Source organism: Pontibacter vulgaris (genome assembly GCF_022758145.1).
Lineage (GTDB): Bacteria > Bacteroidota > Bacteroidia > Cytophagales > Hymenobacteraceae > Pontibacter > Pontibacter vulgaris.
On record NZ_JAJVDH010000001.1, the window covers coordinates 34736 to 60614 of the forward strand.

The window sequence follows — 25879 nt, forward strand, 5'->3', positions numbered from 1 at the left end:
AATTGGAACTATAACTTTCTAATAATAAGAGCCCTAAACTATGAAAACAGTTGCCTGAGCTGTAAAATAAAAGAGGCAGAAAGTATACTTCCTGCCTCTTTTGCTACTATTATTTTATACTTTATACTTCGTCTTCGTCAGGCAGTATTTCTACATCCTGCACCAATACAAAGTTTTCTATTTCGCGGGCTTTTGGTGTGTTGGCCAGGCCGCCTTCGGCAGTCTCTTTGTACTTGCGTTCCATACTTTCGCCTACTTCGCCCAGGGCTGCCACACACTGGTCTACAGGTATAACAGGGTCTACGCCGGCTATGGCCAACTGAGACGATGAATAGGCAATAGCGGCTGCACTGGCATTACGAACGATGCATGGTACTTCCACCAATCCGGCAACAGGGTCGCACACCAAACCCAGCATACACTGTATTGTTATGGCCACCGCATTAAACACCTGATCTACGTTACCGCCAAGGCAGTAAACTATAGCTCCGGCCGCCATAGCAGCCGCGCTGCCGGTTTCGGCCTGGCAACCACCTACGGCACCTGCCAGCGATGCATTCTGCTCTATAATAAGCGCGATGCCTGCCGCAACCAGTAAGCCTTCGTGTATCTTTCTATCGGCAAGGCCATGAAGCTCCTGCAAAGTTGTTAGCGTGCCTGGCAAAATACCTGATGCGCCTGCCGTTGGAGCAGCCACCACGCGGCCCATGCACGAGTTAACTTCTTTAGCACCCAAAGCCCGCGACACCAGCATCTGGAACTCCGGCGACAATACCGTAACCGGCGAGTTGGCCACTTTTTTAGCGCCATTGTTCACCATGCCCGAGCGCGAAGTCATGTTTTCGGTGAGGCCGGTTTTTACGGCATCCTTCATCACTTCGTAAGCTTTGGCTATGTTTTCCCAAATAAATTCTTCGGTGCGGCCTTTCTGCTCAATTTCGTAATCGAGTACAGGCTGATATAGTGGTTCGCCGGTTTCAGCGCAATGCTTGCTCCAGCTCTTAAAGTCGTTGAATAGTAATGACATAAAATGCTTTCTAAACCTATTTGCCGCAAGCCGCGACAAGAGCATTAAAGATAAATCAAATTTCAGGAAACAGCTATACTTTGCCCCAAGTTACAAACACTATCCGCCCTGGTATTTGTTCGGTTTGCTCTCATCAAGTTCAGTAAAATTCTGACTCAAGTATAAAGCTTACCAATTTAAGGTGGCTGCTTCTGTTTTAACCCGGGGCTGGCAGACTGCGTTATTCGGGAGAGAGTTTATACTTTGGCAGCTAATTTATACTTGTAAATACGATGGATAAGCAAAATAAAAAGCGCGTAGCCATGCGCGTGCACGGCAAAGTACACGGTGTATTCTTCAGGGCCAGCACCCAGGAAAAGGCCGAAGAACTGGGCCTGACCGGTTTTGTGCAGAACGAAGCTGACGGTACTGTTTACCTGGAAGCCGAAGGAGACGCACAAGCCCTGGAAATGCTGAAAGCATGGGCACATGTTGGCCCTCGCGCGGCACAGGTTGAAAAGGTAATAGTGAAGGAATTAGACGAACTGGAAGGCTTTGTGAAGTTTGAACAGAGGAGGTAGGGTTAGGAAGATGTATAATAATAGATTAACTTTATACTATATTGAGATGTAATTTATCTTACCAAAATGAGCACAAGAATCCTGCACTGTTCCACATCTGTTGAGAACTATAATATTTGTATTGAACAACAGGTAGCTGGATTTTCCCATCGTGGTCCACAACCTAATGATTTGATTTACCTAGTTGTTAAAGTTGGAAAGAAGACACTTTGCGGAGCTCGATTCAAGCTTGATAAGCTTACGGATTTGAAGCCTTGGCCAGACGGCGAAAGATATAAACATACTTTGAGCCTAAAAGAACTAGAATACTGTAAACCTTTTGACATTTCCATACTTTCACAAGCAGGAGGAAATTCATGGAGCATTAAATACATTCAAGGCTCTAAACCAATATCAGATCAACTTGCAAGCGATTTATTAAATCAGGAGTTTATAAATAATAAGATTGATAAGTTTATTCCTTTTGAATTAGACACTCCTGTAGTTCCTAAAATTGAAGCACAGGCTTTGACAGAACTTGCAGATACTCTTATTGAAGAGCCACCGCTTACGCGCGATTCAATAAAGATTCAAGCAACTATAGCCAAAATCGGAGAAGGTATGGGCTTTAAAGTGTGGCTTCCAAGGAATGATAGAAACAGAATTTTTGAAGTATGGACACCTAAGCAAGGCTCTGTCTTAAAAGATTTACCTCTAAACTATAATCTCGATACTCTGCAAACAGTTGAAAATATAGATGTGCTTTGGATAAATGATCGAACAATAGTCAGAGCTTTTGAAGTAGAACATACAACTTCCATTTATTCAGGCATTTTGAGAATGGCTGATTTGATGGCACTGCAGCCAAACATATCTATTAAAGCACATATAGTTGCTCCTAATGAAAGGAGAGAGAAAGTAATGCAAGAATTATCCAGACCTGTTTTTAAGCATACTTTGGCTCCTTCGTGCACTTTTATTTCTTACGCAGCAATAGAAGAGCTTGCACAGCAGAAGATGCTCAAATTCATTAAAGAATCTATTCTAGATGATTTATCTGAGTCTGCACTTACATCAAAAACTATAGGAACTATAGTTTAATTCTCCCATGCTCCGCGCCCTTCTCCAGCAAATCCCATACTTCACCCCGGAAGATATAGCTGCGTTTGAACCGCTCTGGAAGAAGCAGGTGCACCTGAACCGTTATGACTTCCTGATACGGCAGGGGCAGGTAGAGCAGGGTTTATACTTTGTAACCAGCGGTGCGCTTCGCATTTACTACCCGCTCCCCGACGAAGATATTTGTGTAGGCTTTGGCTACCCGAACACGCTGATGATCTCGTTTCCGTCTTTTGTAGATGGTAAGCCGTCGGCGTATTACATACAGGCGCTTAAAAAGAGCGAGCTGCTGGGCATCAGCAAAACCGATTTGGTAAACCTGATGGAGGAGCGGCCCAACATTAAACGTTTCTGGTACGAGCAACTGGAGAAAGCACTGGTAGGTAAAATAGATCGCGAAGTAGACTTATTGTTACCTGAGCCGGAGCAACGCCTGCAACGCGTTATGCAGCGCAGCCCGCACCTGTTCCAGCACATCCCTAAAAAGTATATTGCCTCGTACCTGCGCATGTCGCCTGAAACGCTGAGCCGCATTAAAGTATAAATACAGGATTAAACAGCAGGTAATGATCTATTTTATACTTTATGGCTGCTACCAAAACTAAGCATAGAAAATCCAAAGCCCATCAGTTTAAGCATAACTGATGGGCTTTGGATTTTTATGAAACTTCTTAAAATCAGTTAAGGCTATTAAAGTATATAACCAGTTCTGTTAAATCAGCATCGTTCTTTACGTTCAGCTTATTTGTTGTTATATACGCCTCTAGCTCAGGTTGTTTTGTTCCTAAAGCCGTGATAACTGATTTCTTGTCTTTCTTTATTTTAACCATTTTATCAGGCGTGGCAATGTAGTACTTTACACTTTCCTTAATCTGCTTGGTTTTTGCATGTGAGCTGGTAGACCGCTCCTCAACAATAGCTTTGGAAGACCTTTTCAATAACTTCGTATCGCCATCAGCAAGAACCTCATAAAACGCTTTTACACTTTCTCCATCTACTGCAGGAAAACCGTTTCGGAACCTTCTTATGGAAGCCTTATTTCCGGGCTCCTGGATTGTAAACTCGTGAACAGGCTCCATAAATAACTGGCGCTTGTTACCATCTGCGTTAAATACCAGCTCATCTTTCATCTGGTCAAATAACAGGCTCATGCCATCGTAAACAATGCCGTTTGCCAGCGTTACCGACCCTTTAGACCAGGTATTATATAAGTATGGAGAACCTTCAACACCGAAGGGCTTGCTCGACATTATATTTACATCATTTGCATCAACAGCAATATTAACTCCCTGTGCATTAGTGCTAATAACACACCCACACATAAAGGCCGCAGACAGCGTTACTTTTAACAGAATCGATTTCATATTAACCAAAGTTATAAAGCAATAGAATTTTAAAATCTATATTACCCAGGTAATTTATATATAAGATTTTGCAAATACAATCTTCCTAAATTAATATGAAAAGCAAAATCAGTTATTAAACAGTATAAAGCTTCTATAAATCTTGATTTCCGTCAAGGATCGGGAAGTATAACCAGCTGTATCTTTGTAGTGTACAAATAAAACTATGAAAACCATGATCACAGTAGAACAGCTATCCCAGAGAGCTCAGAACCTGCACGACAGAGCCGCCGAATTTGCCAGCTTAGACCTGCAACAGTTAAATTACAAACCAGGCCCCGACAGCTGGAGCATACTTGAATGCCTGGAACACCTGAACCGTTACAGCCGCTACTATAACCCTGCGCTGGCCAAGGCCATTGCCGCCAACCCTGCCAGCAATCCTACACCTAGTATAAACTATAGCTGGCTCGGTAAAAAATCGCTGGACATGGTACGGCCTGAAAATATGAAAAAGCACAAGACCGTAAAGCACATGAACCCCAACAACAGCCATCTCGGTTTAAATACCATACAAGAGTTTTTGCAACACCAGCACCAGTTACTGCACCTGCTGCATGCGGCCATAGGCTCCGACCTGAACAAAAAAGCCATACCTGTAGAGTTCTTTAAATTACTGAAGCTGCGAATTGGCGAAACGCTGGAGTTTGTGATAGTGCACCAGGAGCGCCACCTGCAGCAGGCGTTGCGAGTGAAAGAACAGGTAGTGCGCCAGGCTGCCGCTTAAAGTTGTTGTTTCCTATAACACATACTTTTATACTTCTGCTTAAAATTTGCTTTCTTGCGGCCGGTTTGATGTTTAAACAAACTACAACAGGCAAGCACGCGCAAAGGGTATGAAACAGAAGGCAATAGACTACGGATTTTTCCTGACAGGAATGGCTATGTTTGGCCTGGGCAACGCCCTGGCCGTGCAGGTAAAATACCTGGGCTTGCACCCGTGGGAAGTGCTTAACATGGCTTTGTTTCAGAAGTTCGGGTTTAGCCTGGGTACCTGGAGCACCATAGTTGGGTTAGTGTTCGTGATTATTTCCTGGTTTATGAACCGGAAGTATGTGAACATTGGCACTTTCCTGAATGCTCTGCTGATCGGCCCTTTTACTGACCTGTTCTTATGGCTTGATTTCTTACCTAAAGCTACCGATACCTGGCTTGATTTCCTGATACTGGGCAGTACCCTTGTAATTGGCGGTATTGCAGGCGGCCTGTATGTAGCAGCCGGAATTGGAGCCGGTCCCCGCGATGGCTTTATGCTTTCTATTTCGGAGCGTACCAGGCTATCGGTTAGCAATGCCCGCATTCTGGTAGAACTGATCGTGCTGGGGATAGGCTATGTTATGGGCGGGCCTGCTTTTATCGCGTCATTTTTCTATACCCTTATCCAAAGCCCGATATTCCAGTTTACGCTTAAGTTCTTCCGCAACGTGCGCATGAGCATGATCGAGAAACGCGAAAAAGAAAAAACAAAAGTATGCGCCTAGCCTGAGCTATTGCTCTGTACTTGATCTGCTATCTTAAGTATAACTAACCTTTACTTCTTCTTTCTCTCCCGTACTGATATCGATCTTATAAAGCTGGTGGCTGTTGGTGCTGGTTACCCATAGTTGCCCGCCCAGAAATAAAACATCATTAGGTTCGCTTAGCCCATCTGCCAGCGTCCAGACGCGATGGCGCTCCATATCCAGCACTTTTATTTTGCCATTGTAGGTATCGGCAATGTATACATCTGTGTCAATTATCTCCAGGCCTACGCAGTGTTGCAGCAGGGCATCATCTACCGGCCCATCTGCATCACCAAAATCGAATAAGCCCCTGCCAAGCGGTGTTAGCACCATACCTGTTTCTAAATTAACAGACCGGATGGCACTGGCTTCCGCATCGGCGACATAAAGTATGTTTCCCTTATGAGCAAGCCCGCTGGGTTGGTTAAATGCAGCTTCATGCAGCGTACCGTTGGTAAGGGCTTCGCGGCCGCTTCCGGCAAAACGGTATACTTTTTCTGTTACAAGGTCCATGCGCAGTAGCTGGTGGTTGCCGGCGCTGGCAATGTATAAGTTGTTTTCAAGTATAAGCAGGTCCCAGGGGCTGTTGGGATTTACCGGTTCGTTCAGTTTATCATCCAGGAAATAATAATCCAGTTCGCCTGTGCCGGCGGCAGTACTTACCTGTTTCCGATCCAGGTCTACTTTTCGTATGGCGTTATTTTTAGCATCGGCTACATAAAGTATGCGCCCATGCAGTGCCAGCCCGTGTGGCTCATAAAAGCTGGCATCTGTGTAACTACCGTTTGCAAAACCTGCTGCGCCGTTGCCTATAGTTTCCAGTATCTGCCCTTGCTGGTTCAGTTTAAGTATGCGGTTATGCCCGCTGTCGGAAAGGTAAATATGGCCTTCGCTATCGCTTATAAGCTTGGATGGAAAGTATAAAACAGAGTTTTCCCGCGCTTCCACGTGAAACCGGATCGGCTCCCTGTTCAGAATATCCTTAAATTCTTCCTGCATTTTCAGGATGTGTGGCTGCACAGTTTGGTACACGCTTTCGCCGGCATGTTGCCCTACTACCTTTCCATTGGGATCTATGAGCACAATGGTTGGCCATGCCCTTATGCCATACTGGTCCCATAGTTTAAAATCAGCGTCGTTTACTACGGGGTGCTTAATACCAAATTTAAGTATGGCCTGCCTTATAGTTTCGTTATGCTTTTCGGCTTCGAACTTAGCGGAGTGTATACCTATTACAACCAGTATATCGGTAAATTCTTCTTCCAGCCTTTCCAGGTCAGGGATAATATGCTGGCAGTTAATGCAACCGAAAGTCCAGAAATCGAGCAGCACAATTTTGCCTTTAAAGTCTTTTACAGACCAGGCGCGGCCGGAATTTAGCCAACCATATGGGGTATCAATTTCTGGTGCATTTACACGTCCGGTAAGCATAGGTATAGCAGGTTTTAATGTCAGAAATAGTGCCTTACTGTTACCGCTTCGTTGCCGGAAAGGTTATGCTGCCAACTGTGCAGAAAGTATTAAAATGCCAGCGATAAAGTAAGCTTGAAAATGAGGTTATCAGAGGCCTTATCAAAAGCATACGGCCCATAGCGGTAAAAAGCCCCGACACCTATACCTGAAAAAGCGGAGCTGATAACGTTGTTGAGCATAAGACCTGACTCGTAAAACCCTTTCCGCATGTTAGCAAAGTTTACAGGCAGCTCCTGCTGTTGCTGTTTCAGATCGCCGAAGCCTATGTTGGTGATGGCTACCAGGTCAGGTTTAAAAAAGCCGGTTTTGAGCAGGCGTTTGCCAAAGTTTTGTTTAAAAAAAATAGCAGCATAACGGTCAGACAGGAATTCGTAAGGCCGCATCGTTTCGAAGCCATCGCTGGTATACACGGTATAGGTAGAGCTATAGCTGCCATAACCATTGTAAAGGCTCACAAACGGAGCCGCGCCTTCTATCAATCCGCCAGCTAAAGTTAAACTTGTTTCGCCAAAGCTACGGTGGCTTACCGATGCCTCCAGCCGTGCGTCATACTTGCTGTAACTATACGCTCCGTTCAACAAGCCATCAATGCCGCGAGTATATTGCAACCATAGTACAGGGTAAGTTGAGGCTACCGGCATAACCTGGTTAAATTGCTGCATCAGTTGCTCGCCATAGGCATAACGTAAACCAATGCCGGCTTCTGTAATGTTAAACTCCGGCTGAGCTATACTTTCCTGGGTGGTTGTAAGCAGGGTTGGGCGGCGCTGCTCCTGCCGTAAAATTGTCTGCACCTGCATATACCTGAAAACACGCCCCGAAAGCGAAGCACTGTTGTGGGTAGTATAATCAAGGTTATCCAGCACGGCAGGGCGCAGATCAGAAAGCAAACTGCGTAGTTTAAAAGGCAAGCGCCGGCCGCCGGGCTCCAACACGTCTTCAAAATGCTCTGCCGCCAGTTTTAAATCAGAGGGCTTGTGCAATACTACAGAAACATCAGCTCCATACTTTTTCTTTTCATCCCGCAGACCATAGCCCCAGTAACCACCTATACTAAAGCGCTCCGAAAGCCGGTCGTTGGTGTGGGCGCCAATTCCCAGGCGGGTACCTTCAAACCTGCTCACACGAAACAGCCGGTTAATATCCAGGCTAAGGGGCCCTAGCGGGATCTGCTTTGCCACCAGGTATTCGATGGTCCGGATAGTTCTGTCGAGCTTTTGTTTCCTGCCTACACTATCGAGGCGCTGGTAGGTGCGCTGCTCTATGGTGGTTAACGTATCGGGGCGTTGCTGCTGCCAGAAACTATCCTGTTGCCGGCCTGCATCGGCGTTTTGTTTGAGGGCGATAATGCTAAAATCGCGGCTGCGCAAACCCGGGTTCAGGTTTACGTTGGTGATGTAGGTGCGAAGTATACCATAAGGCTGATGGCCACGAAGCAACAAATGCTGCACGGTAATTTCCACATTCAGCTCTTTCGGAAACCATTGCTTTCCGTTTACCAATTCAAACTGCTGCTCCAGTTTCAAGCCACGTTTATCATCCCTGGCCGCCGATTCGGCTATAACATTCTGCACTGCCCAGCCATTGCTGTTGATATAAAGTAAGCCTTTCAGTCCGTCAAAATTCTTCCCGCGCAGAGGCTTAAAAGAGATGATGTATACTGTATCCGGGCCAACTACAGAGGTTTCTTCCAGCAGGAAATCATACTTGCGGATACTTCCGGTACTTAAGGGGCTGAGGTAGCGCTTGCCAAAGAACACGGGCATATCGGCGTAAACGGAAAACTCACGGGCTTCGGCGGCTACTACCCCAAAGCTGGGCTGCTGCAAACCCGAAACCCGCGTGGCCAGTATGGTTTCTTTTGCCTGGTTGGGGCGCAGGTAGGCATAATCGGTTACACTTTCCATCAGGAAAAGGTATTGCTTTGCCAGCAAGTCACGCATTTTCAGGTATGCCGAGTCCTGTTTCGAGAGCTGCAGGGTATCGCTTAGTTCATACTCCTGGGCATCGGTTGCGGTAAGTATAAATTTGTTGTAAGTGCGGTAAGTATAAGCCGGGAGATTTTCGGTGCTGTTGTGTTCGCGGTTCTGGTGCGCCAGCCGGATGATGCGGTGCGCCGGGTTAGTGCCGGAGCGTACAATAACTTCTGTAAGGCGTGCGGCGGCCGGTTGCAGGTTAATATTTATAGTTTCTACCGAGTCGGGGTAAACAATTTGCGGCGCATAGCCTACATAACTGAACCTTACGCTTTTAACAGGCCGGTTGTGCCGCAGTTGATATTGCCCGTCAAGGTTGGTGGTAGTGCCCGTTTCGCCATCGTTTACGGCTATATTTACAAAAGCCAGCTTCTCATTTGTCTGGGCATCGCGCACAGTGCCCCGCAGCGTATACACCTGCGCCAGCAACGGTATGGCTATACTTAACAAACAGAAAAACAGTGTGAGGAGTGGTCGCATCTGGTAAAGATATAAAAGAAATGGCGCCTCGCCCAAAACCGGAAGAAGCGCCATTTTATACTTTTATACTTAGTTTATAGTTTAGTATTTGCCAGCCTTTAAGAACTTAAAATGTTAACGACATGCCCATACCCGGTTTGCCATTTGGCAGCACCGTAGGGGCAATTACAGGATTGTTCAGGCCTTTGTTCTGGAATAGTTTATCATGTAGCCAGTATACTGTATTCACCGAAAGTATACCTACGCCTGCTCCGGCCAGCACATCGGCCATCCAGTGTTCGTTGTTAAGCACGCGCAGCACACCGGTAGCACTGGCTATTGTATAACTGCCTACACTTACCCAAGGGCTTTTATGGCGGAATTCTTTATCAACTATAGTGGCAATGGTAAAAGCATAAGCCGTGTGGCCCGATGGAAAAGCGGTCGGGTCGCCGTTCGGTCTGTCTATGTTGGTTAGCTTTTTTGTAGGCCATACAATAGCGGAAGTAAGCACACCCGAAGCAATCAATAAACCTGTCTGGCGGCGTATGTCGTGGCGGTTCTGAGATGAGAATGCGTTAAAGCCATACATGTAAGCTACCGGCAAAAAGAACAGGTAATCGTCTACCTTCGTGCTGAAATTAGGGAAATTTTCGTGGCGTGCATCGCGGGCATCATGGCTACTGAAAAACCCATTATCCTGGATAGTATAAATACCGGCTCCTATTAAAGCAGCGGCAGGCAAAACGGCACGTGTAACATAGCGTTTGTTACTACCTTCTCTGAGCTGGGCTTCGGTGAAAGGCTTTTTCTGGCCAGGGTAAACTGTATCGGCAGGGGCAGCGGCAGAATCTGCTAAAAGTATAGTTTTGCCTGTATTTATAACAGGAGATTCCTGAGTTTGTGCCACTACCGGGCTTGCCAATGCACTCATCCATAACAAGTGCACGGTTATTAACTTAGATAGCTTCAAAGTATAAATGGGTTTTGAAGGGTTATAGTTACAGAAATGCCATACGGAAATCGTGCCCGAAGCGGTTTTGTTTTTATACTTAGCGGTCTACTTCGCCCAATACAATATCCACGGAGCCAACTATAGCAATCAGGTCGGCAACCATGCAGCCACGGCTAATTTCGGGCAAAACAGAGAGGTTTACGAAGCTTGGTGCACGGCCATGGCAACGGAAAGGCACATCGCTTTTATCGGTAGTTCTAAAGAAATAGCCCAGCTCGCCGCGCGGGGTTTCGCCACGGAAGTATAGCTCCTGTGAGCCTACCATACGCAGCTTTTTAAGGCAGGCCGCCTGCGGGTCAAAATCAGGGGTTCGTTTATAGTCGCCGGTTAACCTGTCGAGGCACTGAAGTATAATTTTGGCAGATTCTCTACACTCTAACGCGCGCACATAGTTACGGTCCCAGCAGTCGCCGGTGGTGCCAACCATGCCTGTACCAATGGGTACTTCAAATTCCAACTCAGGGTATACACTATAACCATCTACGCGGCGCAGGTCATACTTCAGGCCGGAGCCACGCAGCATCGGGCCGGAGCAGCCATAGTTTATCGCTACATCCAAAGGCAAAACGCCTACGTTAGCGGTGCGGTAAATAAAGATCTTGTTCTCTAAAAGTATAGTATCTAGTTCATCCAGCTTGGGCAGCAGGTAGTTTATAAACTCGCGGCAGCGTTCCTCAAACCCGATCGGCAGATCGTAGTATAAACCACCTACCCAGATATAGTTGTAGAGCATGCGCGCCCCCGAAACCCACTCCAGCAAACGCTGAATATGCTCGCGGTCGCGGAGCAGCCACAGGAAAGGCGTAAAAGCACCAATATCGATGGCATAAGTACCAATGGCTACAAAGTGCGAGGCAAGGCGGTTAAGCTCGGCAACCAACACACGGATGTACTCTACCCGCTTCGGTATCTGGTCGGTAATGCCCATCAGTTTCTCTACGCCCATGCACCACACATGCTCCGAGTTCATGGCAGCCAAGTAGTCCATGCGGTCTACGTAGGGGATGGTCTGGTTATAGGCCATGTGCTCGGCGTGCTTCTCGAAACAGCGGTGCAGGTAGCCAATGTGCGGCGCCACTTCCTGAATCACTTCGCCGTCGGTAATCACCTCGAGGCGCAAAACACCGTGCGTGCTCGGGTGCTGCGGCCCCATGTTCACGATCATCTCGCCCGCCTTCAGGCCATCCAAACTAAACTTGTTCGGCTCAGACTGCAGCAGGTATTCTTTATAAATAGTTGACTGGCTCAAGTGCGAAATGATTAATGATTGCCAAAGTTCGGAAAAATGGGGGAATTATGCAGGGGTTTGTTTCGGTAGCTATTGTTCAAAAAATAATATACATTATTAATAAAATATATCATTTTTATCATTTTTAGTTTACGCAACTACCATTGTGGGCTAAACGTAACTTTTAAATGCATCAATAAAAATAACGTCAAAAACCAAATAAATATGATAATTATACATCCGATAGGCGGATTAGCAAATAGAATGAGAGTAATTGCATCAGCAATGGCTTTAAGTAAGTTAACCAATAAAAGAATTAAACTAATTTGGATTAAAAATTCAGATTTGAATTGCGAATTTTTAGATTTATTTAATCCAGTCGAAGAATTAGAAATAATCACAAGTCGAACAAAATTCAGATATGCAAAATCAACAAATCAAACAAAAATGTATAGAAGAATTTTGGTTTGGATAATAAATAACCTGATTGGGATTAATTACTGTATAAAAGAAAAAGATGTTAAGGAATATATATGGGAAAAAAAAGCAGATATTATTAAAATTATAAAAGAACATAATAATATCTACTTTCATACCTGCCTTGAACTAACTAAATTTTCTTATGATTTGAATCTCGGAAAAAATTTAGAATATTTTTCAAGATTTAAACCAAATGATGAAGTGCAACAAAATATTAATAAAATTACAAAATTATTCAATAATAATACAATTGGAATTCATATAAGGCGAACAGATAATCAGAAATCAATTGAATATAGCCCAACTACATTGTTTATTGAAAAAATGATGAAAGAGATTGATAATAATAAAAATACAAACTTCTTTTTGGCAACAGATGATTTAGCAACAGAAAATGAACTTAAGAGAATTTTTGGAAACAAAATTATTACTTATGAAAAAGAACTAAATAGGAACTCCAAGAAAGGTATTGTAGATGCAGTTGTAGATTTATATTGTCTATCTAAAACGAAATACATTTATGGCTCATATTGGAGTTCATTTTCAGATATCGCTTCAAGAATTGGAAAAATAGAATTCAAAACAATAAAAAAATCAGAAATACTATATTAAAATTTAGCATTATTTAGACAATTCTAGCTTAAGTTTATTATAAAAATTAGTTTAATATTGAACCAAAATTGTATTAACTGGTAGCAATAACATACAATACCCGTAAATCAAAGCATTTATGCTTCTAGCTTGAGCTGCATAAGCCCCTATTTGATCCAATACAGCAAATTAAGTGTTATTACAACTTGTGGCCTATCATAGATTCATTTATAACTATCCGCCTATATCTGATTTATATTTACAGTAATTATTGTACTTAATACCAGCTACCGATTCCTTTTAACTGTCGGGATGATACGTCTTTAAAACAAGCCCCTAATGATGTAGAATTTAGCTCGTACCTCTGTCCATTTATATTACCCACTAGTTACAAGCTCGTGCCAGCAGAAAGCTGCTAATCATACTTGTACTTAATATTTTGTAAAATTAGTTCTTATCATAACCAACTATTTATGCAATTGAAATTACTTTTTTCAAGATGGGTACAGGTAGCAGGTTTACTCCTGATAGGAGGTGCTGTGGCCTGGGCTATAAAGCTGGCTGTTATTATTTCCACGAATGGCCAGGTTATTACTACCGGTGCCGCGGCACTGCTCATGAAAATCGGTATCGTGTTGCTTTTGGTAGGCTCTACAGGTATAGGGTATTACCTGACTATTAATCGTGGTGTTTTGCTTCGGGTTATTGCTATCATACTTTCCCCTGCCCTGGTTTTTGGCTCGTTTCTGCTATTTGGTATGGTAACCAGCCCGTTATTTGAGAACAGTAGTATTAGTTATGCGCAGGAGGAAGCCCCGATTGCAATGGCAGTTATAGTTTACCTGGCCGTGGGGTTCTTGCTCTACAGGAGTGGCAAACATCGCACCCAATATTAATAGTGCTTTTGTAGTTGCTTTAACACCTACTCCGGTTTCTCCCGCATATCCGGGAATTGCTCGTGAAGCTGGTTGATAAGCTTTACAGGCTCGCCCCGGAAACCGCTGTACTCGTTGTGATCGTCGTAGGGCACTTTAATGCCGTGGTAGTAATCCTGTAGCTTATAATCTTTTCGGAGCGGGTGTCCTTCCCAGTCGGCGGCGCAAAGTATACGGCGCATATCCGGGTGATCTGTGAATAATATACCAACCAGATCAAATACTTCTCGTTCGTGCCAGTCGGCGGTGCGCCAGATGTGGCTAACAGTTGGTACAGCAGGTATAGCTTCGCCTTCGGAGTTACGTGGTACCTGTACTTTCAGCATCAGGTGATGGTCGTACGGGATAGAGTATAGGTTATAAGCCACTTCCATCGTACCGACTTCTGGGCCATTATCTATACCTGTAACACAGGAAAGAAAATCAAAGTAAGTCTGTTCATTGTCGTGCAGCCCCAGGCATACGTCGGCAAGGCGCTCGGTTTGCAGCACCAAGTAAGGCTGCAGGCTATCGGCTTTCTCAGCAACTATAACTTCAGCGCCAAACTTCTCAACTATAAAATCTCTTAGTTCTCCGAACTGCACTTCGTCTGATTTTTGAATGAGTGAATTTTGAATAACTGAATACTTATACTTGCTGCGTGCGTTTCGCCATGATTTGCTGCACAGCTCTTGGAGCACGTATCGTTTCCTGGCGGATGATTTCCTGAAGTTTCAGAAAACCGCCGATCAGCGCTTCGGGGCGTGGCGGGCAGCCGGGCACATAGACATCCACAGGTATAATTCTGTCTACGCCTTTCACCACATGGTAACCGTGCTCCCAGTACGGGCCGCCACAGTTAGAGCAACTCCCCATTGATATTACGTAACGTGGCTCCGGCATTTGCTCATAGAGTCGGCGCACACGGTCGGCCATTTTAAAGGTAACCGTACCAGCCACGATCATCACATCAGACTGCCTCGGAGAAGCCCGCGGAATAATCCCGAAACGGTCCAGGTCGTAACCCGAAGCATAGGCTCCCATCATTTCAATAGCGCAGCAAGCCAGGCCAAACCCCATCGGGAACAGCGAGGTAAGTCGCGCCCAGTTCAGCAGGTCGTCCAGCTTGGTAATTACAATGCCGCCTTCTCCGGTTTTATCCACAGTAATGTTGAATTATAAATTATGAGTGACTCTGATAAACTATAGCTCGTTTGTCTTTTGTCCCTCGTCTTTTGTCTTTGTGTTATAGTTACGTTCGTTTACGCGCTGGTATACATCCATGGGTATTTTTGATCGGCTTTTAGGTATAACCGGGGCAGGTTTTATCCAGTCGAGGTGGCCTTTTGCCCAGGCATAAGCTAAGCCTAAAACCAGAATACCGATAAAGATAAACATCTCGACCAGCGAGAACCAACCCCAAACGCCATCAGTAGCTTCAATCAGATCTCTTCGGCCAAACACCGTTGCCCACGGAAACAAAAATGCCAGCTCGACATCGAAAATAATGAAGATAAGTGCCACTACGTAAAAGCGCGGGTTAAACTGCACCCACGAGTTACCAATCGGCTCTTCCCCCGATTCATAGGTAGTGAGCTTTTCGGCGTTGGGCCGGCTTGGGCGAATCAGCTTTGCCGTAAACAGACCAATCACCACAAATATGGCACCGCCTACCAAATAGAGCAGGATCGTTCCGAAATCTGAAGTATAGGTTTCCGCCATAGTTGCCACTGTTTACACAAATTTACAATAAAATATTTACCCCACCTTAAATCAGGATAAGGAGCTTATTAAACCTCGCAGCGCGCGAAGCTCCTAGGAGCGTCTTACTCCGAAACAATGGTATTGACATAAAAATCTCAGAGGTTTTGTAAGTGCTGTAAGGCCTTTTGAACAGGCTTATAGTTGTAAGTATAGTTTCATACTTGAGTAACAGGCAAAACCCTCAACCTGCAACTCATTATTAAGTATATTTAGTAATCCGTAGCCACCAACAGCACTATGAAAATTCTAACTGCAGCACAAACACGCGAGGCCGATGCCTATACTATAAAACAGGAAAGTATACCCTCGGTAGAGCTAATGGAGCGGGCTGCGAAAGCTTTTGCAGGTTGGTTCGAAAATAAGTTCACGCCACAGGATGGAGTATTTATTTTCTGTGGCCCCGGCAATAACGGAGGCGATGGGCTGGCTGTTGCCCGCTTGCTGCAACAGCGAAAGTATAAAACACAGGTATTTATAGTTGGCGATACCTCCCAAGCATCCTCGGATTTTAAAGCCAATTTTGAAAAGCTTCCTGCGGAAGTTAAAGTAAACGCTATTCAGAATGACTCTGACTTACCTTCTATTCCGGAAGATGCGTGTGCTATAGATGCGTTGTTCGGCACCGGACTGAACAAACCGGTAACAGGTTTATTTGCAACCGTAATCGAAAGTATAAACAGTAGCAAAGCCTGTATCACTTCTATCGATGTGCCATCCGGGTTATTCACCGATGTTCATACTCCTGCTGAGGGCGCTATCGTAAAAGCAACTTATACTATCAGTTTCGAGCTTCCTAAGCTGGCTTTCTTCCTGCCGCAACACGAAGCTTATGTAGGAGAATGGCATGTAGTGCCTATTGGCCTGAGCCAGGAATTTATAGCTGCTACAGAAACGAACTTCTATTATACTTCTGCACAGAATGCGCGACATATCCTGAAGCCCCGCAAAAAATTCTCGCACAAAGGTACATACGGGCATGCACTGCTATTAAGCGGAAGCTTTGGCAAAATGGGGGCTACCGTTCTGGCTGCTCGTGCCTGCTTGCGGAGCGGCGTAGGTTTGCTTACTGTTCAGGCCCCGGCAATGGGTTATACTATACTGCAAACCGCTGTGCCCGAAGCCATGGCCATAGCCGATAAAAACCGGAAAAACCTATCTGAACTCCCCCAGCAGATGGAAGTATACAGTGCCATAGGTATAGGGCCGGGCATAGGCAAAGAGAAACCGACCAAAACCTTACTGGGCCAGCTTTTAGCAACCTCTTCTGCACCGCTCGTCCTGGATGCCGATGCCATCAACATTATTGCCAGCAGCGATCGTTTAAAATCGCAGCTTCCGAAGAACCGCATCATTTTTACACCGCACCCGAAAGAGTTTGAGCGTCTGGTAGGTACTTCTAAAGACGATTACGACAGGCTACAAAACCTGCGCGAGTTCTGCTGCGAGTACAGTTGTTATATCGTATTAAAGGGGGCTCACACGGCTATTGGAACACCGGATGGCAAAGTATACTTTAATAGCACCGGCAACCCGGGCATGGCAACAGGTGGCACCGGCGATGTGCTAACAGGTATACTTACAGCACTTATAGCGCAGAACTATACATTGGAGGAAGCCTGTATACTTGGGGTTTATGTGCACGGTCTGGCAGGCGATATGGCTAAAATTACAGTTGGCGAAATAGCGATGATTGCATCTGACCTGGTAGATAACCTGCCAAAGGCTTTTCAGCAACTGGCTATACTTTAAGATTTGGCAAGGTATATTAGCGCTGCATGCAGCAGCATGGCCCCATCGGCTAAAAGGGCATAGTATACCCGCGGTTTATTTTCTGATGAGAACATTACTACAAGCGCGGCTCCCACTCCGCTTATCAGCAGTGCAATTCGCGTAGCGCCATCTTCTGTAGATGCAGCCACTACTACATACAGCAACAATAATGACATCGAAAGTAACTTTGTATTCCTGACCCCGATCAGCCCCGGAAATGTAAGTGTGTTGGTTTGGCGGTCATAAGTATAATCCCTGATATCGAATAGCAGTGCAAGGGCAAGTATAAATAAAAACCTTCTCGCGAATAGCAACCATGCCTCGCCGCTCCAGAGTGGTAAACCTGCATCCAGCAACGGGAATAAAGCCGTAACAACCGCCCATACATAAGCTATCAGAAACACTTTTAGCAAAGGCACACTACGCAGGGGCTTTACTCTTTTGGTTTTATAAATGAAGGGAACTGTATAACCTATCGAAATGATGGCCAGGTGCACTACAAACCAGAAGTTAAGGCGGAGACCGTAAGCGAAGTATATATACGTAGCTGAAAGTATACTTAGCAACCCAAGTATAGCCAGCCACGGCTTGTGCCGCTGCACCCACGAAGCATCAAAACGGTTAATCTTCTGTCGGGGGCGCCTGATCATACTTTGCACACTGCTCAGGTTATAGGTAAACAATGTGGCCAGAAACACAAAGATCGCCATCGGTACAGATACTTCCAGGCCAGCCAGCATGTAGGTTTCTACAGTAAGCAAGAAGGCACAACATGATATAAAGATGCTACTAAACAGCAATGCTTCCGCTAGCCAGGCTGCCCCCGATCTGAGGCCTGGCTCGTTATAGCTTTTAAGGGTATTTTCAGTGCTGTTCTTTCTCATGCGTTGCCTGCAAGTTCGTATATTCTGCAGCTTTCCTCAAGTATAGAAGTACCTATAAAACGAAAAGCCTGGCATAGTATACATCTACGCCAGGCTCTACAGGAAAAGTAAAATTTACAATACGCTTTCTTTGGTTGTTCCGAAAGTGGCGTTATATAATTCTATACTTTGCTGGATGATCTCATACGCCTGCTCGCGGCCCAGGAACTGCTCCACAATTACTTCTTTGTGCTCCAGTTTCTTATAATCCTCGAAGAAACGACGCATTTCTAATAAAGTATGCGGAGGTAATTCAGAAATATCGTTAATGTGGCGCACAGACATATCGTTGTTGGCAACCGCAATGATCTTATCGTCTTCCTCGTTGTTATCGATCATACGCATAACGCCAATTACTTTTGCATCAATAAGGCACATTGGCTGCACATCTAATGAACAGATCACCAGGATATCCAGCGGATCTTTATCATCGCAATATGTTTTAGGTATAAAACCGTAATTAGCAGGGTAATTAACCGAAGAGAAAAGTACTCTGTCCAGTTTGAGCATGCCGCTTTCTTTGTCCAGTTCATACTTTGCTTTAGAGCCTTTCGGTATCTCAATAATAGCTGTTACTACATTAGGAGCTTCTTCACCGAAACTCACGCTGTGCCATGGATTGTTATTTTCCATATTCTTTAATTAAACTTTTTCAAATTGCTGCACCACCAGATTGTGGTACTTTATCTATTTCATTAATTCTTGCAATGGTTTGCCTACGCTGCCATTCGGCTCCTGGATATAGAGCCATGATGCGATAGTAGGAGCAATATCGGCTACTTTAACTTCTGCTGAGCTTTCGCCTGGTTTAATGTTCCAGCCATACCAGATTAGCGGAACGTGTGTATCGTAATTGGAGTAAGAGCCATGTGTTGTGCCTTTAGGTTCTTTACCTTCCCAGCCTTCAAACCAACCTGGCTGCAGCAACACAATAACGTCACCTGATCGCTGGGCATTATAACCACTTTCCAGTCGCTCCATTAGCCCGCTGCTCCAGCTGGTGCTTTGCATCTGGTCTGCCGGCACAGCTCTTGCCACACCGTTTAGTCGCATTACAATACCGGCCACTTTTTGCTGTACTTGCGCCCTGTCAAGCTTTTTGCTTTCAATGAGTTTGCGGTTCAGGTATACTTGCTGGTTGGTATACTTTTCGATCCACTTGCCAGTGCCGTAAGCCTTGTTAAGGTAATGTTCTACCGTATCTTGCAGCATCGTGGAATTTGCTACGCCTGCAGGTACTTTATTAGCCTGCATAAAAGCGGGTACATGTGCAGCACCATGGTCAGCTGTCAGAAAGAATAGAACATTCTCTTTGCCCACTGATTTTTCAATTTCACTTATAAGCTGTTCAATATCTTTATCCAGGCGCAGGTATAAATCCTGTGTTTCTATGGAATTCGGGCCAAACGAGTGCCCTACATAATCTGTGGTAGAAAAGCTTACTGCCAGAAAATCGGTATAGTTGCTTTTACCCATATTTTCTGCTGAAAGAGCAGCAAGAGCAAAATCTTTAGTTATGGTATTGCCGCCTGGCAATGAACGTAGCAACTCATAATCCTTTTCTCTGATCGAAGGTACATCATGCGGGAAAACAGGCTTTTTCTCTCCCGGAAGCTGCTGCTCCCAAGCCACATCATCTGCACTGCTCTCTATGTATTCTTCAATTGGAAGTAACGTGTTCCAAACCTGGCTCAGATACTGGTCGCCATATTTTTTATTATTGAACTCCTGTACCCATTGCGGCAAATTGTTCATGTAATAAGTGCTTGTGATCCAATTACCAGATGGAGAATCGAACCAATAAGCTGCATTAGCCAAATGACCTGCCGGAAGTATAGATCCCCTGTCTTTAAGTGCTATGCCAATTACTTTAGAACCTTTGTTTGTTGCCAGCCTCAGCTCATCTGTAATAGTAGTAGTAAGTAAGTTGGCCGGAGACATTAAGCCAGCCTTTGATGTGCTGCCAACTGTATTTACAGTTTTGTCTTCCACGCAGTATACTGACGTAACATTGTTTCTGTTATACCAGTAATTACCAATTATGCCATTCAGTGAAGGGGTGCTTCCTGTATAGATTGATGCATGGCCCGGGCCTGTATAGGTTGGCACGTAGCTATACTGTGTATTCTTAAAATTATAGCCTTCTCTTACCAGCTTTTTAAAACCGCCATTACCATACTTACTCCAGTATCTGTACAGGAAATCGTAGCGCATTTGATCCACTACTATACCTACTACAAGTTTTGGGCGGTTTAGCTCTTTACCTATACCTGTATTTGCCTGCTGTTGCTTATCTGTTTTACCAGGAACCGCACAAGCATTTAAGAGCAATAGTAAGCCTAAGCTAAAAGCCTTTATACTTTTACTATGTAAGAGAGAATCTATTTTCATGGTATTCTGTTTCGCGTGCGCAAATATAAAAGCACTTACGTGTTTAAACACTCTTTAACAGTAATTTAACTTTACAGAACAAAATAAAACATGCAATGGCTTTGTAATAGCTATAAAAAAAGAACGCCCACCGGATTGATGGGCGTTGCTTTTGCTATTTAATGCTGTTGCTATTTGGCAGCCAGGGCTTCGGCACCACCCACGATCTCTAAAATTTCCTTCGTGATGGCGGCCTGTCTTGTCCTGTTGTAAGTCAACTTTAACTGCTTCAGAAGTTCGCCGGCATTTTCTGTGGCTTTATCCATGGCTGTCATTCGGGCTCCGTGCTCAGAAGCGTTAGACTCTAACACTGCCTTATATACCTGTATCTTTAACGATTTAGGAATAAGCTCCTGGATAATTTCTTCTTTTGATGGCTCAAATTCATACTCTGCTACCATTGCGGTTGGTGCATGTGCATCCGCAGGCTTCTCTTCTATTGGAAGGAACTGCTCAGTACGTACAATTTGTGTTGCCACATTTTTGAACTCGTTATAAACAAGCTCTACCTGGTCAAACTCACCGTTGATAAAACCATCCATAGCGCGTTCTGCTGCGCCACGAACTGTATCAAAAGAAAGATTTGAAAACAGGGTGCTGTAATCGCCGATCATGTTATAGCCTCTTTTAGAGAAGGCATCATTACCTTTTCTACCGATGGCCATGAAAGATACATTTCCGGCTTCAAATTGGCTTGCATACTTTGTAGTAGCCAGTGTTGTTACAGCTTTAATAATGTTTGAGTTAAAAGCACCGGCCAACCCACGGTCAGATGTTACAGCAATAATAAGTACACGATTAACTTCACGCTTTTCTGAATACTTATTAGATACTGAACCCTCTGTAAGCGAAGATAGGTTTGCCAGGATTCCACCCAGGCGCTGGGCATAAGGGCGCATACGCAGGATATTATCCTGTGCACGTCTAAGCTTCGCAGCTGCCACCATTTTCATGGCTTTCGTGATCTGCTGTGTCGACGACACCGATGTAATGCGGCTTCTAACCTCTTTTAAACTTGCCATATAGTTTTTGTTATGAACAAAAGTTAAAGGTTAAGGAAATGTCTCCTTAACCTTTAACACATAACTTAAATATTACTTCTTGTATTTAGCTGATAGCTCTTTCGCTACCTGACGCATTACACCAGTTGTCTGGTCATCCAGTTTACCAGCCAGTAGGGCTGTAAGTGTATCCTGGTGCTGAGCACGCATTGTACGCAGGAAGTCTTTCTCGAAAGTTCTTACTTCGTTTACAGGAACATCATCCAGCAAGCCGTTTGTAGCGCAGTAGATAATTGCTACCTGCTCTTCAACAGAAACCGGAGAGAACTGTGGCTGCTTCAGGATTTCCAGGTTACGGCGACCACGCTCAATTGTAAGCTTAGTAGCAGCATCCAGGTCAGAACCGAACTTCGCAAACGCTTCCAGTTCACGGAACTGCGCCTGATCAAGCTTCAGAGTACCTGATACTTTTTTCATGGCTTTGATCTGAGCGTTACCACCCACACGAGATACCGAGATACCTACGTTAATCGCCGGACGAATACCTGAGTTGAAAAGGTTCGTCTCAAGGAAGATCTGACCATCTGTAATAGAGATAACATTAGTCGGGATATAAGCAGAAACGTCACCAGCCTGTGTTTCGATAATTGGAAGTGCTGTTAATGAACCACCACCTTTTACCAAGTGCTTGATAGACTCAGGAAGATCGTTCATGTTACGAGCAATCTCATCTGATGCGTTAACTTTTGCAGCACGCTCTAATAAACGTGAGTGCAGATAGAATACGTCACCTGGGTAAGCTTCACGTCCCGGAGGTCTTCTCAAAAGAAGAGACACTTCACGGTAAGCTACCGCTTGTTTAGAAAGGTCATCATAAACTACCAGTGCAGGGCGTCCTAAATCGCGGAAGAACTCACCGATAGCTGCACCAGTAAATGGAGCAAAGAACTGCATTGGAGCCGGATCAGAAGCAGAAGCAGAAACTACAACTGTATAATCCATTGCACCACCTTCAGTAAGTGCTTTTACTACCTGTGCTACAGTAGACGCTTTCTGGCCTACGGCAACATATATACAGAATACAGGCTGTCCTTTTTCGTAGAACTCGCGCTGGTTCAGGATAGTATCGATCGCAACAGCTGATTTACCAGTCTGGCGGTCACCGATGATAAGTTCACGCTGGCCACGGCCGATCGGAATCATAGAGTCGATCGCTTTAATACCAGTCTGCATTGGCTCGTTTACCGGCTGACGGAAGATTACACCTGGTGCTTTACGCTCAAGTGGCATCTCATACAGATCGCCGGCAATTGGGCCACGGCCATCTATTGGCTGACCAAGGGTGTTAACAACACGACCTATAATGCCATCACCTACTTTTACAGAGGCAATACGATTAGTTCTTCTTACTGTCGCACCTTCTTTGATCTCGCTGTAGTCGCCAAGCATTACGGCACCTACGTTATCTTCTTCCAGGTTCAGAACGAGTGCCTGAAGTCCGTTCTCGAATTCGATAAGCTCGCCAGATTGGGCTTTTGAAAGGCCATAGATACGAGCGACACCGTCACCCACTTGCAGTACAGTACCTACTTCTTCCAGTTCTGCCTCAGTACGGAAGTTTGATAGCTGTTCTCTTAATATGGCTGATACTTCGTCAGGTCTTACTTCTGCCATGATTATAGTTTATTGATATAGGGGTTGTCTTTAAAATTATTTTTCAGCTTGCGCAGGTTATACTTCACAGAGCTGTCAATTTGCTTATCACCTACACGAAGTACAAAGCCTCCAATAAGAGTAGGATCAATTATTTCTTCGAGTTCGATGAACTTGCCTGTCTGGGTAGCTAAGCGCTGGCCCAGTTCGTTGCGTAGTTCAGCAGAAAGAGGAGTTGCAGTTGTTACGCTTGCACGCTGGATGTTCTTAATCTCGTTGTACTGCTTCTGGAATTCTTCTGCGATAAACTCTAAAACTGATTCGCGGTTTTTACGGGCAACAATATTGAAGAAAGCCAGTGTCATCTCCTGCACCTTGCCTTTGAAGATGCCGTTAATGATAGCTTGCTTTTTATCTGACTTCACTATTGGATTGCGCAGCAACAACTGAAAATCACGGTTTCCCTGAACAGTGGCAGAGAACAATTTCATATCGTTCTGCACCTGCTCCAGTATTCCCTTTTCTTCAGCCAGCTCGATCAGCGACTTCGCGTATCTGGAAGCAACTCTAATATCTGACATATTGGTTCTTTATATCAAACAGTGCCAGCTTAAACCGACACCACCTTTTTATACTTTTAGTTCAGCGTTACTTCGCGGATGTAATCCTGCGCCAAAGCCTGCTGTGCAGACGGATCGCTCAGCTCTTTTCTAAGAATACGCTCAGCAATATCAACTGAAAGCGCTGCAGCCATGTTCTTCACTTCCGTGATAGCAGCACGCTTTTCATTCTCGATAGCCTCACGTGCCTGCGCAATCATGCGGTTACCTTCTTCGTTTGCCTTGTTTTTAGCAGTTTCAATAATGCTGTTACCGGCATCACTTGCTTCTTTCAGGATCTTATCGCGCTCCATGCGTGCTTCAGCTAACAGCTTTTCGTTTTCAGCTTTCAGCCCCTGCATTTCAAGCTTTGCTTTTTCAGCAGCGCTTAAAGCCATTTCAATTGAGTCTTCACGATCGCGAAGAGCTTGCATGATTGGCTTCCAGGCAAATTTGGTAAGCAGGAAAAGAACGACAAGAAACGTTACTAACTGCCAGAAAAGTAGACCGAAATTTGGGGTTACTAATTCCATTGTTTATGAAAATTGAATTTAGGTTCTGTTTATATCGCGTTGCCCCTAAGCAAGCGGCTACTATAACTATACTTTCAATTACGTTTTTAATCTCATCGTCCGGACCATGCGTCCGGACGTGAGATCAGCAAAAGCTTTAATTAGCCTTTGAAAGAGATTAGCAAGCAAACTACCACACCGAAAAGTGCAACACCTTCGATAAGAGCAGAAGCGATAATCATGGCAGTCTGGATTTTACCACCAGCCTCAGGCTGACGAGCGATAGATTCCATGGCAGAGCCACCGATTCTACCAATACCCAAACCAGCGCCAAGAGCCACTAGACCAGCACCGATACCGGCACCCATAATCGCGAAACCTGCGCCTTCAGATAGAGCTTGAAGCAGAATTGCTAACATAATTGTAGTTATATATAGTTAAAAAAATAAAAATTCAGATTAATGACCACCGTCGCCATGTCCCATGTCATCTACATGGTCGTGCTCTTCAACGGCACCACCAATATACATGGCTGACAAAAGTGTAAAGATATAAGCCTGCAGTAAAGCCACGAACAACTCCAGGAAGTTCATGAAAGTAGCGAAGGCTACGCTTAGCGGACCAACTGCTACGCTCTTGAAAATAAAGATCAAGCTGAACAGCGACAGGATGATAATGTGACCAGCCGTGATGTTTGCAAAAAGTCGCACCATCAATGAAAATGGCTTGGTAAAGATACCGATCAATTCTACCGGAATCATAATCGGAGCCAACCACTTAGGCACACCCGGAGTTGCAAAAATGTGACCCCAGTAGCTTTTGTTACCGCTAAATACTGTAATAAGCAGCGTCATAACAGCAAGCACAAACGTTACAGCAATGTTTCCGGTTAAGTTTGCACCACCCGGCATAAGGCCAAGCAGGTTGTTAAACCAGATAAAGAAGAAGATAGTAAGCAGGTATGGCATATAGCGCTCATACTTCGGGCCGATGTTTGCCTTCGCAATTTCATCGCGCACAAACACGATAATAGGCTCAAAGAACGACTGAATACCTCTTGGTGCTTTACCCTTGTTGTTTTTATAGCGGCCTGCAATTGTAAAGAATACAATTAATAACAGCGCCACACTAAGAAAAAGAGATGCAACGTTTTTAGTGATAGAAAAATCCAGCAGGCCTGCATGATCTTCGCTTGGCTCGCCTTCAGCATTTGCTCTATAAATATGACCATGCTCTAAAACGTACCCTTTGTAAGGCACAAGCTCATGATGCTCGTTATAGAAGTTACTGGAAGAAAATACATTCACCTGGCCGTTATCAACCAGAATTACAGGCAGATACAACACCATGCCATCTGCAAAATGCCAAGTATAATCATCAGCAATGTGATGCATGATCATATCACCGGGCTTAAACTCCCCGCCTTCAGACGACGCGTTTACACACGTTGAAATCGTCAGAAAAGAAAACAATAAAACGAATAACTTCTTCATTAAGAGAG

The 25879-nt window shown here is 44.8% G+C and carries 26 protein-coding genes; 8 read left to right on the forward strand and 18 right to left on the reverse strand.

Features of this window, described 5'->3' with window-relative positions; all coding sequences use genetic code 11:
• Positions 1-121: 121 nt before the first annotated feature.
• Positions 122-1027 (reverse strand): L-serine ammonia-lyase, iron-sulfur-dependent, subunit alpha, encoded by a 906-nt coding sequence (gene sdaAA / locus LWP20_RS00150; RefSeq protein WP_242926081.1) that lies wholly within the window; start codon positions 1025-1027, stop codon positions 122-124.
• Positions 1028-1299: 272 nt separating this feature from the next.
• Here sdaAA and LWP20_RS00155 point away from each other — a divergent pair, with 272 nt between their 5' ends.
• From LWP20_RS00155 to LWP20_RS00165, 3 genes are all read left to right on the forward strand, one after another.
• The gene (locus LWP20_RS00155) at positions 1300-1587 is read left to right on the forward strand and encodes an acylphosphatase (RefSeq protein ID WP_242926082.1); all 288 of its coding nucleotides are present in this window, start codon (positions 1300-1302) and stop codon (positions 1585-1587) included.
• 66 nt (positions 1588-1653) lie between these two features.
• A complete protein-coding gene (locus LWP20_RS00160) occupies positions 1654-2667 on the forward strand; it encodes a type II restriction enzyme NmeDI-related protein (RefSeq protein ID WP_242926083.1) in 1014 nt (337 codons plus the stop codon).
• 7 nt (positions 2668-2674) lie between these two features.
• A complete protein-coding gene (locus LWP20_RS00165) occupies positions 2675-3229 on the forward strand; it encodes a Crp/Fnr family transcriptional regulator (RefSeq protein ID WP_242926084.1) in 555 nt (184 codons plus the stop codon).
• A gap of 133 nt (positions 3230-3362) precedes the next feature.
• Here the strand turns inward: LWP20_RS00165 and LWP20_RS00170 are convergent, their stop codons facing one another.
• Positions 3363-4049, reverse strand: a complete 687-nt coding sequence (locus LWP20_RS00170) for a carbon-nitrogen hydrolase family protein (protein WP_242926085.1) — start codon at positions 4047-4049, stop codon at positions 3363-3365.
• A 205-nt stretch (positions 4050-4254) separates the two neighbouring features.
• On the opposite strand from LWP20_RS00170, the gene LWP20_RS00175 reads away from it, so the two are divergent.
• Both LWP20_RS00175 and LWP20_RS00180 read left to right on the forward strand, forming a co-directional pair.
• On the forward strand, positions 4255-4815 hold the full coding sequence (locus LWP20_RS00175) for a DinB family protein (RefSeq protein WP_242926086.1): 561 nt from the start codon (positions 4255-4257) through the stop codon (positions 4813-4815).
• A gap of 109 nt (positions 4816-4924) precedes the next feature.
• Complete coding sequence (locus LWP20_RS00180; protein WP_242926087.1) at positions 4925-5569, forward strand: YczE/YyaS/YitT family protein; 645 nt, start codon at positions 4925-4927, stop codon at positions 5567-5569.
• Between the two features lie 33 nt (positions 5570-5602).
• On the opposite strand, the gene LWP20_RS00185 is transcribed toward LWP20_RS00180, so the two are convergent.
• The 4 genes from LWP20_RS00185 to LWP20_RS00200 form a co-directional block, all read right to left on the reverse strand.
• Entirely contained in the window at positions 5603-7021 is a 1419-nt protein-coding gene (locus tag LWP20_RS00185) for a thioredoxin-like domain-containing protein (RefSeq protein ID WP_242926088.1), read from the reverse strand.
• Between the two features lie 89 nt (positions 7022-7110).
• Positions 7111-9519 carry a DUF5686 and carboxypeptidase-like regulatory domain-containing protein gene (locus LWP20_RS00190; protein ID WP_242926089.1) on the reverse strand — a complete coding sequence of 803 codons (2409 nt, stop codon included), beginning with the start codon at positions 9517-9519 and terminating at the stop codon, positions 7111-7113.
• 106 nt (positions 9520-9625) lie between these two features.
• Positions 9626-10471 (reverse strand): phosphatase PAP2 family protein, encoded by an 846-nt coding sequence (locus tag LWP20_RS00195; RefSeq protein WP_242926090.1) that lies wholly within the window; start codon positions 10469-10471, stop codon positions 9626-9628.
• A gap of 79 nt (positions 10472-10550) precedes the next feature.
• Positions 10551-11762: an NADH-quinone oxidoreductase subunit D gene (locus tag LWP20_RS00200; protein ID WP_242926091.1), complete on the reverse strand. Its 1212-nt coding sequence runs from the start codon at positions 11760-11762 to the stop codon at positions 10551-10553.
• A gap of 204 nt (positions 11763-11966) precedes the next feature.
• Between LWP20_RS00200 and LWP20_RS00205 the strand changes: the two genes are divergently transcribed.
• On the forward strand, positions 11967-12833 hold the full coding sequence (locus LWP20_RS00205; RefSeq protein WP_242926092.1) for an O-fucosyltransferase family protein: 867 nt from the start codon (positions 11967-11969) through the stop codon (positions 12831-12833).
• A 452-nt stretch (positions 12834-13285) separates the two neighbouring features.
• Positions 13286-13708, forward strand: coding sequence for a hypothetical protein (locus LWP20_RS00210; RefSeq protein ID WP_242926093.1), 423 nt, complete (start codon positions 13286-13288; stop codon positions 13706-13708).
• Positions 13709-13734: 26 nt separating this feature from the next.
• Here LWP20_RS00210 and LWP20_RS00215 read toward each other — a convergent pair whose 3' ends face one another.
• The 3 genes from LWP20_RS00215 to LWP20_RS00225 are packed head-to-tail and all read right to left on the reverse strand — an operon-like array spanning position 13735 to position 15448.
• Positions 13735-14427 (reverse strand): NADH-quinone oxidoreductase subunit C, encoded by a 693-nt coding sequence (locus tag LWP20_RS00215; protein WP_367615731.1) that lies wholly within the window; start codon positions 14425-14427, stop codon positions 13735-13737.
• Positions 14375-14890 (reverse strand): NADH-quinone oxidoreductase subunit NuoB, encoded by a 516-nt coding sequence (nuoB, locus tag LWP20_RS00220; protein ID WP_367615732.1) that lies wholly within the window; start codon positions 14888-14890, stop codon positions 14375-14377. The genes LWP20_RS00215 and nuoB overlap by 53 nt, the downstream gene beginning before the upstream one ends.
• A gap of 39 nt (positions 14891-14929) precedes the next feature.
• On the reverse strand, positions 14930-15448 hold the full coding sequence (locus LWP20_RS00225; protein WP_242926094.1) for an NADH-quinone oxidoreductase subunit A: 519 nt from the start codon (positions 15446-15448) through the stop codon (positions 14930-14932).
• Between the two features lie 279 nt (positions 15449-15727).
• Between LWP20_RS00225 and LWP20_RS00230 the strand changes: the two genes are divergently transcribed.
• The gene (locus LWP20_RS00230; protein WP_242926095.1) at positions 15728-17239 is read left to right on the forward strand and encodes an NAD(P)H-hydrate dehydratase; all 1512 of its coding nucleotides are present in this window, start codon (positions 15728-15730) and stop codon (positions 17237-17239) included.
• Here the strand turns inward: LWP20_RS00230 and LWP20_RS00235 are convergent.
• The 9 genes from LWP20_RS00235 to atpB form a co-directional block, all read right to left on the reverse strand.
• A complete protein-coding gene (locus LWP20_RS00235) occupies positions 17236-18144 on the reverse strand; it encodes a UbiA prenyltransferase family protein (protein ID WP_242926096.1) in 909 nt (302 codons plus the stop codon). The genes LWP20_RS00230 and LWP20_RS00235 overlap by 4 nt on opposite strands.
• A 114-nt stretch (positions 18145-18258) precedes the next feature.
• Entirely contained in the window at positions 18259-18816 is a 558-nt protein-coding gene (locus LWP20_RS00240) for an inorganic diphosphatase (protein ID WP_242926097.1), read from the reverse strand.
• Between the two features lie 54 nt (positions 18817-18870).
• Positions 18871-20574 (reverse strand): alkaline phosphatase PafA, encoded by a 1704-nt coding sequence (pafA, locus tag LWP20_RS00245; RefSeq protein WP_242926098.1) that lies wholly within the window; start codon positions 20572-20574, stop codon positions 18871-18873.
• 170 nt (positions 20575-20744) lie between these two features.
• A complete protein-coding gene (gene atpG / locus LWP20_RS00250; protein WP_242926099.1) occupies positions 20745-21635 on the reverse strand; it encodes an ATP synthase F1 subunit gamma in 891 nt (296 codons plus the stop codon).
• Positions 21636-21707: 72 nt separating this feature from the next.
• Positions 21708-23288: a F0F1 ATP synthase subunit alpha gene (gene atpA / locus LWP20_RS00255; protein ID WP_242926100.1), complete on the reverse strand. Its 1581-nt coding sequence runs from the start codon at positions 23286-23288 to the stop codon at positions 21708-21710.
• Positions 23289-23290: 2 nt separating this feature from the next.
• On the reverse strand, positions 23291-23848 hold the full coding sequence (atpH, locus tag LWP20_RS00260) for an ATP synthase F1 subunit delta (protein WP_242926101.1): 558 nt from the start codon (positions 23846-23848) through the stop codon (positions 23291-23293).
• A gap of 56 nt (positions 23849-23904) precedes the next feature.
• Positions 23905-24399, reverse strand: a complete 495-nt coding sequence (locus LWP20_RS00265; protein WP_242926102.1) for a F0F1 ATP synthase subunit B — start codon at positions 24397-24399, stop codon at positions 23905-23907.
• 140 nt (positions 24400-24539) lie between these two features.
• On the reverse strand, positions 24540-24797 hold the full coding sequence (atpE, locus tag LWP20_RS00270) for an ATP synthase F0 subunit C (protein WP_242926103.1): 258 nt from the start codon (positions 24795-24797) through the stop codon (positions 24540-24542).
• Positions 24798-24836: 39 nt separating this feature from the next.
• Positions 24837-25871: a F0F1 ATP synthase subunit A gene (gene atpB, locus LWP20_RS00275; protein WP_242926104.1), complete on the reverse strand. Its 1035-nt coding sequence runs from the start codon at positions 25869-25871 to the stop codon at positions 24837-24839.
• Positions 25872-25879: the final 8 nt, after the last annotated feature.

Coding starts and splice junctions, on each gene's coding strand:
- sdaAA (WP_242926081.1), bottom strand. CDS start 1,027: ATGTCATTACTATTCAACGACTTTAAGAGCTGGAGCAAGCATTGCGCT.
- LWP20_RS00155 (WP_242926082.1), top strand. CDS start 1,300: ATGGATAAGCAAAATAAAAAGCGCGTAGCCATGCGCGTGCACGGCAAA.
- LWP20_RS00160 (WP_242926083.1), top strand. CDS start 1,654: ATGAGCACAAGAATCCTGCACTGTTCCACATCTGTTGAGAACTATAAT.
- LWP20_RS00165 (WP_242926084.1), top strand. CDS start 2,675: ATGCTCCGCGCCCTTCTCCAGCAAATCCCATACTTCACCCCGGAAGAT.
- LWP20_RS00170 (WP_242926085.1), bottom strand. CDS start 4,049: ATGAAATCGATTCTGTTAAAAGTAACGCTGTCTGCGGCCTTTATGTGT.
- LWP20_RS00175 (WP_242926086.1), top strand. CDS start 4,255: ATGAAAACCATGATCACAGTAGAACAGCTATCCCAGAGAGCTCAGAAC.
- LWP20_RS00180 (WP_242926087.1), top strand. CDS start 4,925: ATGAAACAGAAGGCAATAGACTACGGATTTTTCCTGACAGGAATGGCT.
- LWP20_RS00185 (WP_242926088.1), bottom strand. CDS start 7,021: ATGCTTACCGGACGTGTAAATGCACCAGAAATTGATACCCCATATGGT.
- LWP20_RS00190 (WP_242926089.1), bottom strand. CDS start 9,519: ATGCGACCACTCCTCACACTGTTTTTCTGTTTGTTAAGTATAGCCATA.
- LWP20_RS00205 (WP_242926092.1), top strand. CDS start 11,967: ATGATAATTATACATCCGATAGGCGGATTAGCAAATAGAATGAGAGTA.
- LWP20_RS00210 (WP_242926093.1), top strand. CDS start 13,286: ATGCAATTGAAATTACTTTTTTCAAGATGGGTACAGGTAGCAGGTTTA.
- LWP20_RS00225 (WP_242926094.1), bottom strand. CDS start 15,448: ATGGCGGAAACCTATACTTCAGATTTCGGAACGATCCTGCTCTATTTG.
- LWP20_RS00230 (WP_242926095.1), top strand. CDS start 15,728: ATGAAAATTCTAACTGCAGCACAAACACGCGAGGCCGATGCCTATACT.
- LWP20_RS00235 (WP_242926096.1), bottom strand. CDS start 18,144: ATGAGAAAGAACAGCACTGAAAATACCCTTAAAAGCTATAACGAGCCA.
- LWP20_RS00240 (WP_242926097.1), bottom strand. CDS start 18,816: ATGGAAAATAACAATCCATGGCACAGCGTGAGTTTCGGTGAAGAAGCT.
- pafA (WP_242926098.1), bottom strand. CDS start 20,574: ATGAAAATAGATTCTCTCTTACATAGTAAAAGTATAAAGGCTTTTAGC.
- atpG (WP_242926099.1), bottom strand. CDS start 21,635: ATGGCAAGTTTAAAAGAGGTTAGAAGCCGCATTACATCGGTGTCGTCG.
- atpA (WP_242926100.1), bottom strand. CDS start 23,288: ATGGCAGAAGTAAGACCTGACGAAGTATCAGCCATATTAAGAGAACAG.
- atpH (WP_242926101.1), bottom strand. CDS start 23,848: ATGTCAGATATTAGAGTTGCTTCCAGATACGCGAAGTCGCTGATCGAG.
- LWP20_RS00265 (WP_242926102.1), bottom strand. CDS start 24,399: ATGGAATTAGTAACCCCAAATTTCGGTCTACTTTTCTGGCAGTTAGTA.
- atpE (WP_242926103.1), bottom strand. CDS start 24,797: ATGTTAGCAATTCTGCTTCAAGCTCTATCTGAAGGCGCAGGTTTCGCG.
- atpB (WP_242926104.1), bottom strand. CDS start 25,871: ATGAAGAAGTTATTCGTTTTATTGTTTTCTTTTCTGACGATTTCAACG.